Origin of the sequence: Pseudoalteromonas luteoviolacea (genome assembly GCF_018100925.1) — a bacterium.
GTDB classification, from domain to species: domain Bacteria; phylum Pseudomonadota; class Gammaproteobacteria; order Enterobacterales; family Alteromonadaceae; genus Pseudoalteromonas; species Pseudoalteromonas obscura.
Genome location: NZ_JAGJEH010000007.1, coordinates 184237 through 195954, shown reverse-complemented (window position 1 = coordinate 195954; position 11718 = coordinate 184237). Strand labels below are relative to the sequence as shown.

General features: G+C 43.2%; 9 protein-coding genes. 7 read left to right on the top strand and 2 right to left on the bottom strand.

The window, feature by feature from the left end:
• Positions 1 to 39 precede the first annotated feature (39 nt).
• A complete protein-coding gene (locus tag J8M00_RS16375) occupies positions 40 to 774 on the bottom strand; it encodes an MBL fold metallo-hydrolase (protein WP_211011614.1) in 735 nt (244 codons plus the stop codon).
• A complete protein-coding gene (locus J8M00_RS16370) occupies positions 771 to 1388 on the bottom strand; it encodes a chemotaxis protein (protein ID WP_211011613.1) in 618 nt (205 codons plus the stop codon). Before J8M00_RS16370 ends, J8M00_RS16375 begins: the two co-directional genes overlap by 4 nt.
• Before the next feature lie 171 nt (positions 1389 to 1559).
• Here J8M00_RS16370 and J8M00_RS16365 point away from each other — a divergent pair, with 171 nt between their 5' ends.
• From J8M00_RS16365 to prpF, 7 genes are all read left to right on the top strand, one after another.
• Positions 1560 to 3848, top strand: a complete 2289-nt coding sequence (locus tag J8M00_RS16365; protein WP_211011612.1) for a putative bifunctional diguanylate cyclase/phosphodiesterase — start codon at positions 1560 to 1562, stop codon at positions 3846 to 3848.
• A gap of 646 nt (positions 3849 to 4494) precedes the next feature.
• Positions 4495 to 4704, top strand: a complete 210-nt coding sequence (locus tag J8M00_RS16360; protein ID WP_023398377.1) for a cold-shock protein — start codon at positions 4495 to 4497, stop codon at positions 4702 to 4704.
• Between the two features lie 318 nt (positions 4705 to 5022).
• Positions 5023 to 5688 carry a GntR family transcriptional regulator gene (locus J8M00_RS16355; protein WP_211011611.1) on the top strand — a complete coding sequence of 222 codons (666 nt, stop codon included), beginning with the start codon at positions 5023 to 5025 and terminating at the stop codon, positions 5686 to 5688.
• A gap of 23 nt (positions 5689 to 5711) precedes the next feature.
• A complete protein-coding gene (prpB, locus tag J8M00_RS16350; protein ID WP_023398379.1) occupies positions 5712 to 6590 on the top strand; it encodes a methylisocitrate lyase in 879 nt (292 codons plus the stop codon).
• A 78-nt stretch (positions 6591 to 6668) separates the two neighbouring features.
• Positions 6669 to 7790, top strand: a complete 1122-nt coding sequence (prpC, locus tag J8M00_RS16345) for a bifunctional 2-methylcitrate synthase/citrate synthase (RefSeq protein ID WP_211011610.1) — start codon at positions 6669 to 6671, stop codon at positions 7788 to 7790.
• Between the two features lie 99 nt (positions 7791 to 7889).
• On the top strand, positions 7890 to 10478 hold the full coding sequence (acnD, locus tag J8M00_RS16340) for a Fe/S-dependent 2-methylisocitrate dehydratase AcnD (protein ID WP_211011609.1): 2589 nt from the start codon (positions 7890 to 7892) through the stop codon (positions 10476 to 10478).
• 55 nt (positions 10479 to 10533) lie between these two features.
• Positions 10534 to 11709 carry a 2-methylaconitate cis-trans isomerase PrpF gene (gene prpF, locus J8M00_RS16335; RefSeq protein WP_211011608.1) on the top strand — a complete coding sequence of 392 codons (1176 nt, stop codon included), beginning with the start codon at positions 10534 to 10536 and terminating at the stop codon, positions 11707 to 11709.
• Positions 11710 to 11718 lie beyond the last annotated feature (9 nt).

The window sequence follows — 11718 nt, the reverse complement described above, 5'->3', positions numbered from 1 at the left end:
TTGGAGCATGTCAAGTCGTGCTTAGAACGTCAGTTTCGGCTATTTTGCCGCGCTACCAACATCCAGTTTGTCGAACCATTCCAAAAACTCTTGCACTTGCTCCCCTTGATATAACTTACCGTGATTTGGCGCGAGTATATTAATGTCTAACTCTTTGACTCGTGCAATCCAGTTTGATTTGGCTTGGTTGGAAGGCATCCAGCGTTTATGGAACTGCTCTATTTCTTTGATGTGCTTTGAAAAATCCTCTACATATTTGGCATCATTTTGTGTTTTGATGGCTGCGCCAACATTGGCGCTCATAAGGATTTTTGCCGCTGGGTCATAAAGTTGGAAGTTGCCTGCAGAGTGCAAATAGTGGGCGGGAAGTAACCGCAAACGAACACCGCCTAGTTGAATTTCACCGCCTTCATCATTTATTCCTTCGAAGTGCAGGTTGTCGAGATCAAAGTGTTCTATGAATCGATCCCATAATGCCGGAGCATATAATGTTGCGTTAGAAATAGCCTTATCCCATAGGCTGAGTGTGGCAATGATATCGGGATCTTGGTGAGAGGCAAACAATGTCGTCAATTTGTCGAGTTCAGTATGTTGTAAAATAGCCGCTAACATAGGAGAAAAAAGCTCTATCCCGCCAGGGTCCATAAGCATGGATTCGTGCTGAGTGTGAACAAAGTATTGATTGACACAGCCCTGGGTATTTATTGCCGAACCATTGCACTCAAGCATCATCCAGCTGTGTGTTTTGGCTTTGTATAATTCCGCTAGTTTCACCTTAGTACTCCCCGTAGTGTATGGATTTCACTTAAGTTGTAGACAACCGCAGTTTTAATTGTTTTGGCAGCGCTGGCGATAAAGTCAGATACAGATTGCAAACTGTCACTAAAATCCCCGGCATTTGTCGCTTCAACACGACTGGTGACGGCAATGTACTCTGCACTTTGCATTTGTTTTTGGATATCTTCGAAGTGGTTTTCTAGCTCGCTGAGTGCATGAGATAATTGCGATGCGGCACGTCGCTGCGATTTCAACGCCTGCTGATACATACTCTCTACTTGGGTTGATTTCATCTGCGATTTTAGGATGGTCATTTGATGGTAGTACTGGCTACTACGAACCAACTTGAGTGCCTTGTTAAATAGCTGATTAGATAGATCTGCTATTTTGGTTGTTGAATTTATGGTCTGCTCAGAAAACTCATCGATAAAGTTGGTGATGGGCTTGAATCCAAGCGCAGCATCACCAGCCCTTAACGCAACCACACGCGCATTTTTTGCGGTCAATGATAGGTTTTTGGCTTGCGTTAATATGGATTCCAAATTAGCGATTATTTGTGCCACTCGAACAAAGTTTTCAACAACTTTTGTGTCGTCGCTTAAGGTCATCATAGGCTGTTTCCGATATTCTCACCCCTATTAGATTTAGGACAAAAGCCAGTTAAATTCCAGAAATATAAATAATCTATTTGTCAGTACTTACTGTAAAAGTTGCACAACAGTGTCTACGCTTAGTGAATATTGCAAATTCATTTCTAACTTAGTGATTTCGCGCGAACGCATATGAATCGACTCACTCAAAAACTTTTACTTAGCTTTTTTTTTCTTCTAGTCGGTTTGTCATTTGGTATCCAAATTAGTCAATTTGTTGAAAATTGGTTATTCACTGAAGCTGGACACTATGGCAATGAGTCATTGATTGAGCTATTTAACTATTTTTCTCTCGCGATAACAGGCTTTGTAATGGCCGTCGTGTTAGGGGGAGGGGTAATTTACTTGGCTCGTAAAAAGCAACAGGAAATTGGTTTTGGAGAGCATGGTGAGCTCTATTATGAAGTATTTAGAGAATCTTTAAACGGCCAATTTTTAGTGTGTGAAAACGGCACCTTATATGCGGTAAGTCAGGGCTTTTGCAGACAACTTGCAGAACCTGAGGAAGCGCTTACGGCCATAGGCTTAAAAGGCTTGATTGATGAACGAAGCTTTGAGCGTTTTGTATTGTGGCAAAGTGAGGGGGAGGATTTTGAACAACTATCTTTTGAATTAAACAATTCTGAAGGCAAGCAAAAAGAGTTGGTAGTAAGTCTCAATCACACCCACTTAACTGGTGTGTATTTGGGTCAGCTGGTGGATGTTGACAAACAAAGCGAGCTACAAAAGCAGCATGAATTACTGGCAATTACACTTAGTTCAGTAGGTGATGGTGTGATTTGCACAGATACCAATAATCGAATTACTTTTATGAATCCCGTTGCAGAAGCTGTACTGGCGCTGTTAACTGATGAAGTTAAAGGGCAGGCTTTTGAAGAAGTGGTGCCATTGTTTCAAGAAGACAGCAAAGAGCCAATTGATGATCCAATGCGTCAATCAATGACGGAATTACAAACGGTTTGTTTAAATGAATTAATCTGCTTTCGTAATCATTTGGGACTAGATTTTGCGATCGAGGTGTGTTGCTCACCTATCTTTTTACGTGGCGATAAAATAGCTGGTGCCGTGCTGGTATTCCAAGATGTGACAGAGTCCCGCTTGCTGAGGAAAAAGATGAATCATTTGGCGCACCATGATGCGTTAACAGGTTTGCCTAACAGGTTACTGTTGCAAGATAGACTGGTGCAATCATGTAAAAGGGCAAAGCGGCATAAACATCAATTTGCGCTCATTTTTTTAGACTTAAACAAATTTAAGGCAATAAATGATTCGTTAGGACACGATAATGGTGACGAATTATTGAAGCAAGTAGCTAAACGATTAACTGCCAGTATTAGAGCCTGTGATACCGTATCTCGTATTGGCGGAGACGAGTTTGTTCTACTTATCGATAGCATGGAAGATAGACGACACGTTCGCCTTGTCGTAGACAAAGTATTTCAGGCATCTGGTGGTCACTATGAGCTAAGAGCGACTCAAGTAAATGTATCATTTAGTGCTGGAGTTGCATTGTACCCCGATGATGGGGAAAACGCAGACTCACTGATGAAAAGCGCAGATACCGCCATGTATAGGGCAAAAAAAGTAGGTCATTCAAACTATCAATTTTATTGTCCCGAGCTAGATAAAGAGGCTGAGCTGTATCTTGAAAAAGAAACGGCGATGATACAAGCACTACATCAAAAAGCTTTCTTACCGCACTTTCAGCCAATATTGAATGCGCAGACTTTAGTGATTGAAAAGCTGGAAGTACTGGCTCGCTGGCAGTGTGGTGATGAGTTGATAGTTGCTGAACAATTCGTAGATGTAGCAGAAAGTGCGGGGATAAACGGTCATTTGAGTATGTATGTTTTCGAGTTGGCCATCCCCCAATTTGTAACTTGGTCTGAGCGTTACCCTAATTTGCAGCTGTGTTTAAATTTATCGATAAAACACTTATTAAATGGCATGTTTAGTGAACAATTGATGACCCTGTTGGAGAAGTATCAGCTAAAACCGCAGCAGTTTGAGTTAGAAATTGCTGAGCAACCATTGCTTGAACGAGCTGATGAACTAACGGCAACGCTTGACTCGTTGCGCCAGCTTGGATTTCACCTAGCCATTGATGATTTTGGTGTAGGGCATACAAACCCGAGCTTGCTTAGGGAGTTACATTTTGATTCGATTAAAATTGATCCAAGCTTCGTCAATGAGATTGGAGGCGCGGAGCACCAAGATGATCTTGCGATGGTGATGATAAATATTGCGAAGAGTCTTGGCGTGAATTGCATAGCGGAAGGTGTCGAATGTGAACTACAAGCCAAAGCTTTGGCGGAAAATGGGTGTGATCAATTACAAGGGCATTTTTTTTCTAAGCCAGTGCCAAGTTCGGAAGTTGACCTGCTACTAGAAAAAAGTTTTAAACAATCAAGCGATCTATAATTCTTTTTACTCAATGCTGCAGCTACCCCCAACAAAATTTTATTTTTTTGTGCTGATAAAGGGGGAATTGGTTGTTGCGAGCGAATACGGAAATAGAAGTAGCGATAAAAATACCTCTGTTGCAATATGTGCAATTTTTAAACCGGGGAAGCGCACATTTGTAAGCGCTCTGTATGCTTTATTTCATAGATTATTAGGCGCATTTATTAAGTTAGTAATATCGCTCTATATACGGTCTCAAAGTTGTTTTTTGTGCGTAAAAATCAATAATTATTGTTTGGTATAGATATGGGTAAAAGCCGTGTTTTTACAAGGCCTATAGCGCTGTCTTTAATTGTTCACAATGCTTATGAGATTATGTCATTAAGCATTCATAAATATGTTTAAAAATTAGTTGACTTAGAGGGGCATCCCTATAAGATGAACATAGACAGAATTTCGGTCAGTGTTTATAAATCTCCATTACGTTGTTGTATAAGTGTTAGCTTGTAGTAGTACCGTCCTGAAGTTTTATCACCGGCAAAATTTAGGTCTATGCGCCCACAAGGGCATAGGTTTGCCAGTTTATAAAAATGGATTCTCTTTAAGCAGTGTAGAATTTGATTTTAAGGATTGGCATTTATATTTTTTATCAGGATTTATTATTATGTCTAATACTTTAACAGGTACAGTAAAGTGGTTTAACGAGTCAAAAGGCTTTGGTTTTATCGCTCAGGAAAATGGCCCAGATGTATTTGCACACTTCAGTGCAATCAAAGGCGATGGTTTCCGTACTCTAGCTGAAGGCGAGCGTGTAGAATTTAAACTTACTACAGGCCAAAAAGGTCCTCAAGCTGAGGAAATCGTTAAGCTGTAACTGTCACAGTTTTAACAAATAAAAAAGGCAAGCTTAGCTTGCCTTTTTTATTGCCTGTGATCCGTCCTATATAGCGTTGGCATATTTCAAACTTCTTATAAAAAACTACCTTTTCTACATCGACGCTTCTTACCCCCTTTGACAGATACTCTGTACCTTTTTATGCCATCAAAGTTTGCCCTTTTATTTTAGTGTCATAAATATGATGAATAATGTAGATATCTAGATTGTCGACAATTTATTGGTTTGCAGGTTGACGTTAACGTAAAGTGTATCTATATTGTTGGCATTCGGTAAATACAACTGTGTGGCTTTTAAATGGTTTTTTTTAAAGAGCAAGCTGTAACCTCTTCAGATAAAACATACTTTCAGTTGAGAGAGGAAATAGTAGAAGGTGCGATCCCGGCTGGAGCTAAGCTCAGTGAAGTTGAATTGTCGACAAAGTATGAGGTCAGTCGAGCAGTTATTCGAGAAGCCATTAACCGCTTAGAAGCATGTAACATTGTTGAGCGCAAAGCCAATGTAGGTGCGCGTGTCGTAACGCTTACGGAAGATGGGCTGCTTGAGTTATATCAGATCCGAGAAGCATTGGAGGGTATGGCTGCAAGGCTTGCTGCGCAAAACATGCCTGAGGCTGAGATTTATGAACTCAGTAGCTTGTTGGAGGGGCAGCAAGATGAGGTCAGACAAAGCCACACTTATTATCAAGAAGCGGGTGATTTAGATTTTCACTATCGAATAATTGTCGGTAGCAAAAATCAGCAACTGATCACTATGTTAAGTAATGGTATTTACCACTTGGCTAGGATGTACCGAGTCCAGTTGGGAATGACCGGACCTCGAGTTACAACGGCTTATGACGAGCACAAGCATATTGTAAGAGCAATTTCTAATCGAGATGGCGAATTGGCCGAAATTTTGATGCGGCGCCATATCCAATATTCTAAAAATAATATTGCCGTCAAGCTAACTAAAATGAAGTAAACATCACAGGAGAATACACCATCATGAGTGCAGGAAAAAAATTTCGTGACGCGTTAAATGCAAATCAGCCTTTACAAATTGTGGGAACTATCAATGCTTACAGCGCAATAATGGCAAAGCAAATTGGTCACCAAGCAATATACTTATCTGGTGGTGGTGTTGCTAATGCTTCTTATGGTCTACCTGATCTTGGGATGACTTCACTCAACGATGTGATTGCAGATGTACAGCGTATTACGTCGGCATGTGATCTGCCTCTAATGGTAGATATCGATACTGGTTGGGGTGGTGCGTTTAACATCGCTAAAACAATCAGAGACATGGAAAAGGCGGGTGCTGCAGCCGTACATATTGAAGATCAAGTAGCGCAAAAGCGCTGTGGTCACAGACCAAATAAAGAAATAGTGTCTACTGAGGAAATGGTCGACCGTATTAAAGCGGCCGTTGATGCTCGCACAGATAAAGACTTTTTTATTATGGCGCGTACCGACGCGTTTGCACAAGAAGGGCTCGATGCTGCGATAGCACGTGCTAAAGCGTATGTTGAAGCAGGTGCAGATGGCATTTTTGCAGAAGCTATTCAAACTGAAGAGCATTACAGAGCTTTTTCAGAAGCATTAGATGTGCCTATTTTGGCGAACATGACTGAGTTTGGTAAGACCGAGTTATGGAATAAAAAAGAGCTAGCTGATTGGGGTGTAGGCATGGTCCTCTATCCGCTTAGTGCATTCCGCGCGATGAATAAAGCTGCTGAGTTGGTGTATCGAACATTATTGAATGACGGTGACCAAAAAGCAGTGGTCGACACCATGCAGACTCGTATGGATTTATATGATTACCTTGGTTATCACGAGTACGAACAAAAGCTCGATGCGTTATTCGCCGAAGGTAAGAACAAGTAACTAACAGTATAGAGCGTGCACAGGTGCGCTCATAATAAAGATTTAAAATTCAGCAGGTAAAAATTTCAGGAGAAAGTTATGGCTAAAGTACTAAGTGGTGCAGGTCTGCGTGGTCAAGTTGCAGGGAAAACTGCGTTATCAACAGTTGGAAAATCAGGTTCAGGGTTAACTTATCGCGGTTATGATGTAAAAGATCTTGCCGAAAACTGTCAATTCGAAGAAGTGGCATACTTAATTCTAAAAGGCAAACTACCTAACCAAAGTGAGTTAGATGAATATAAAGCACTACTTAAATCAATGCGTGGCCTGCCGGTTGCGCTAAAAGATGTATTAGAGCGTATTCCTGCTGATGCACACCCAATGGATGTACTTCGTACAGGTTGTTCAATGCTTGGTAATCTAGAAGGTGAAGCTAGTTTCGATGAGCAGGGTAAAGTGACTGATCGTATGCTTGCCTGTTTCCCTAGCATCATTTGTTACTGGTATCGATTTAGCCATGACGGTGTACGCGTTGACGTTGAAACAGATGATGATTCAATTGGCGCTCATTTCTTACACCTATTACGCGGCGAAAAACCATCAGAGCTTCACGAGCGTGTTATGCACGTATCTCTTATTCTTTATGCAGAGCACGAATTCAATGCATCGACGTTTACAGCTCGTGTTTGCGCGTCAACGTTATCTGATATGCATTCTTGTGTTACTGGTGCAATCGGCTCTTTACGTGGTCCTCTTCATGGTGGTGCCAACGAAGCGGCGATGGAAATGATTGAACGCTTTGAGTCAGCGGAACATGCTGAGCAAGAAATGATGGGTATGTTAGAGCGTAAAGAAAAAATCATGGGCTTTGGTCACGCGATTTATTCAGAATCTGATCCACGTAACGAAATCATCAAAACTTGGTCTGAAAAGCTTGCAGCGGACGTTGGTGACTCGGTGCTTTACCCAGTCTCAGTGCGCTGCGAAGAAGTGATGTGGCGTGAGAAAAAGTTGTTCTGTAATGCGGATTTCTTCCATGCATCTGCATATAACTTCATGGGTATTCCTACTAAATTATTTACGCCAATTTTTGTGATGTCTCGTTTAACAGGTTGGGCTGCGCATGTTATGGAACAGCGTGCTGACAACCGTATTATCCGTCCTTCAGCTGAATATACCGGCGAAGAGCTTCGTCCAGTGCCTGCTATTGCAGAGCGTTAATACTCGCGACTTTAACAACCTGTTTTAGTCGCCGACATGGAGCACTTATTAAGTGCTCCATGTTGAGTACACCGTCACTTCTCCAGTTGGAAAGCAGTTATGAATACCCAATACCGTAAACGATTACCTGATTCGACCCTATGCTACTATGATACGCGCGAGGCCATAGAGGCGATAAAGCCGGGTGCCTATGCCGAGCTACCCTACACTTCAAAAGTACTAGCAGAAAACTTAGTTCGAAGAGCTGAACCTGAAAAACTTAATGATTATTTAACGCAAATAGTCGAACGTCGTCGAGATCTTGATTTCCCTTGGTTTCCAGCTCGTGTTGTCTGTCATGATATCCTTGGTCAAACTGCCCTTGTTGATTTGGCGGGTTTGCGCGATGCGATTGCAGCTAAAGGGGGCGATCCGGCGAAAGTGAATCCAGTTGTGCCGACGCAGTTAATTGTTGACCACAGTTTAGCCGTTGAGCATGCAGGTTTTGAAGAAAACGCGTTTGAAAAAAACCGCGCGATAGAAGACCGTCGCAACGATGACCGTTTTCACTTCATTAACTGGACCAAAACCGCGTTTAAAAACGTGGACGTGATCCCACCTGGAAACGGTATTCTGCATCAAATCAATTTAGAGAAAATGTCGCCAGTTATTCAAGCGCGCGATGGTGTTGCGTTCCCTGACACATTGGTGGGGACTGATAGCCATACCCCGCATGTAGACGCGTTAGGCGTGATTGCGATCGGTGTCGGCGGCCTTGAAGCTGAAAGTGTCATGTTAGGACGTGCGTCCTATATGCGCTTACCTGATATTGTTGGTGTTGAGTTAGTTGGCAAGCGTCAACCTGGGATCACTGCGACAGATATTGTACTGGCGATCACCGAATTTTTACGAAATGAAAAAGTCGTTTCGACCTATTTAGAGTTTTTTGGGGAAGGAGCTAATGACCTCACCCTAGGTGACCGTGCAACCATTTCAAATATGACACCAGAATATGGCGCAACGGCGGCAATGTTCTACATTGACCAAAAGACCATAGACTATCTAAAACTAACAGGCCGTGATGACGAGCAGGTAGAGTTGGTAGAGCAGTATGCAAAGTTGACTGGGCTATGGGCGGGTTCAATGACAGAAGCTAAGTACGAGCGAGTACTTAAGTTTGACTTGTCGAGTGTGGGTCGTAATTTAGCAGGTCCTTCAAATCCGCATCGTCGTGTCGCTACGCAAGATTTAGCCAAACAAGGCATAGTTGCAGATTACGAAAAGTCTGAAGATCAAATGCCTGATGGTGCTGTGATCATCGCAGCTATCACCAGTTGTACTAACACCAGTAACCCGAGAAATGTGGTCGCAGCGGGCCTGTTGGCGAGAAATGCAAATAAGCTAGGCCTTAAGCGTAAACCTTGGGTAAAAACTTCGTTTGCTCCGGGTTCGAAGGCAGTGCGCTCTTATATGACAGAGGCAGACCTATTACCTGAATTAGAAGCGTTAGGTTTTGGTATCGTAGCGTTTGCATGTACAACTTGTAACGGAATGAGCGGTGCACTTGATCCTAAGATCCAACAAGAAGTGATTGATAGAGATCTTTATGCAACGGCCGTTTTATCTGGCAACCGTAATTTTGATGGTCGGATCCACCCATATGCTAAGCAGGCGTTCTTGGCTTCGCCTCCTTTGGTTGTCGCGTATGCAATAGCTGGTAGTGTGCGTTTTGATATTGAGCAAGATGTATTGGGTCATGACCAAGCAGGCAACCCGGTGACACTGAAAGACATTTGGCCTAGCGATGAAGAAATTGATGCAGTGATAGCTAAGAGTGTTAAACCTCAGCAATTTAGAGAAGTATATGACCCGATGTTTAACTTGAGCGTTGATTACGGAGAGGACAATGACCCTCTGTATGATTGGCGTGAAATGAGTACCTATATTCGTCGTCCTCCATACTGGGAAGGTGCGCTTGCTGGTGAGCGAACAATGAAAGGAATGAGGCCTTTGGCTATCTTAGGGGATAACATCACAACAGATCACCTTTCTCCTTCTAATGCAATAATGGCAAGCAGTGCGGCGGGTGAATACCTAGCCAAAATGGGGCTGCCTGAGGAAGACTTTAACTCATACGCAACTCACCGCGGTGACCACTTAACCGCTCAGCGAGCTACTTTTGCTAACCCGAAATTACTTAATGAAATGGTTAAGGAAAACGGGGAAGTGAAACAAGGTTCTTTAGCACGAGTAGAGCCAGAAGGGCAGGTTACGCGAATGTGGGAAGCGATTGAGACCTATATGGACAGAAAGCAGCCGCTGATCATTGTTGCAGGTGCAGATTATGGTCAAGGTTCTTCACGTGACTGGGCAGCCAAAGGGGTTCGTCTTGCGGGTGTTGAAGTGATTGTTGCTGAAGGGTTCGAGCGTATTCACAGAACCAACTTGATTGGTATGGGTGTACTTCCGCTTGAATTTAAATCTGGCACGACAAGACTGACGCTTGGCTTAGATGGTACTGAAACTTATGACGTAATTGGTGAGCGTACACCAGGCACGACACTAACTCTGGTGATAAACCGCCAAAATGGTGAGCGTGTTGAAGTGGCAGTAACATGCCGATTAGATACCGCTGAAGAAGTATCAATTTATGAAGCTGGTGGCGTGTTGCAGCGTTTTGCGAAGGACTTTTTAGAGGCTAACGCTTAATTAAAATCATCAAATTAAACCCAAGCTTAGCTTGGGTTTATTGTTAGGAAGGACTATGAGTTTCAAACCACAAATCAAAATACCCGCAACTTATATGCGCGGTGGAACGTCAAAAGGCGTCTTTTTTAATTTAGAAGATTTACCGAAAGGGGCACAGGTTGCCGGTAAGTTGCGGGATGATATCTTACTGCGGGTCATTGGTAGCCCAGATCCTTATGGTAAGCAAACCGATGGCATGGGTGGTGCTACGTCAAGCACGAGTAAAACAGTAATTTTATCAAAAAGCACACAAGCAGATCACGATGTTGATTACCTTTTTGGCCAAGTCGCAATTGATAAAGCGTTTATTGATTGGAGTGGCAATTGCGGCAACTTAACCGCTGCTGTAGGTGCTTTTGCTATCAGCAATGGCCTAGTTGATCGAGCGCGAGTACCTGAAAATGGTGTGGCAATTGTGCGAATTTGGCAGGCTAACATTGGTAAAACCATTGTCGCTCATATCCCAGTGACAAATGGTGAAGTGCAAGAGACGGGTGACTTCGAACTTGACGGTGTGACTTTCCCCGCAGCAGAAGTTGTGGTCGAATTTCTGGACCCGGCAGATGCCGATGCAGATATGTTCCCAAGTGGTAACTTGGTAGACGTGTTAGAGGTGCCTGACGAGGGGGCTTTTGATGTGACCATGATAAATGCAGGAATTCCAACGCTCTTTTTCAAAGCAAATGATTTAGGCTTTGACGGTGTTGAGTTGCAAGAAGCGATAAACGGTGACGATAAAACGTTGCTGAGACTCGAAAAAATCCGCGCTTACGGTGCCTTAAAAATGGGCTTAATCAAGGACCTTGAAGAAGCAAAGGTTCGGCAGCACACACCAAAAATTGCTTTTGTGAGTGGTGCTAAAGGGTACACTGCATCTAGTGGTAAGGTCGTTGATGCACAAGAGATAGACCTCAATGTGCGTGCCTTATCTATGGGGAAACTGCACCATGCTATGATGGGGACTGCGGCGGTTGCAATTGCGACTGCGGCCGCAATACCTGGGACTATTGTCAATGAAGCTGCTGGTGGCGGTCAACGAAATCAAGTTACATTTGGACACCCATCGGGCACGCTTAAGGTTGGCGCAGAAGCTGAGCAAAGCGACCAAAGATGGTTGGCGAAAAAAGCCATTATGAGCCGCAGTGCCAGAGTCTTAATGGAGGGGGTTGTTCGTATCCCAGATCCAGAATAATAATCAAGG

What these genes read in the sequence shown, in the direction of transcription:
- prpC (WP_211011610.1), top strand. Translation starts at nt 6,669, where the DNA reads ATGGCTAAAGTACTAAGTGGTGCAGGTCTGCGTGGTCAAGTTGCAGGG.
- J8M00_RS16365 (WP_211011612.1), top strand. Translation starts at nt 1,560, where the DNA reads ATGAATCGACTCACTCAAAAACTTTTACTTAGCTTTTTTTTTCTTCTA.
- prpF (WP_211011608.1), top strand. Translation starts at nt 10,534, where the DNA reads ATGAGTTTCAAACCACAAATCAAAATACCCGCAACTTATATGCGCGGT.
- prpB (WP_023398379.1), top strand. Translation starts at nt 5,712, where the DNA reads ATGAGTGCAGGAAAAAAATTTCGTGACGCGTTAAATGCAAATCAGCCT.
- J8M00_RS16355 (WP_211011611.1), top strand. Translation starts at nt 5,023, where the DNA reads ATGGTTTTTTTTAAAGAGCAAGCTGTAACCTCTTCAGATAAAACATAC.
- acnD (WP_211011609.1), top strand. Translation starts at nt 7,890, where the DNA reads ATGAATACCCAATACCGTAAACGATTACCTGATTCGACCCTATGCTAC.
- J8M00_RS16360 (WP_023398377.1), top strand. Translation starts at nt 4,495, where the DNA reads ATGTCTAATACTTTAACAGGTACAGTAAAGTGGTTTAACGAGTCAAAA.
- J8M00_RS16370 (WP_211011613.1), bottom strand. Translation starts at nt 1,388, where the DNA reads ATGATGACCTTAAGCGACGACACAAAAGTTGTTGAAAACTTTGTTCGA.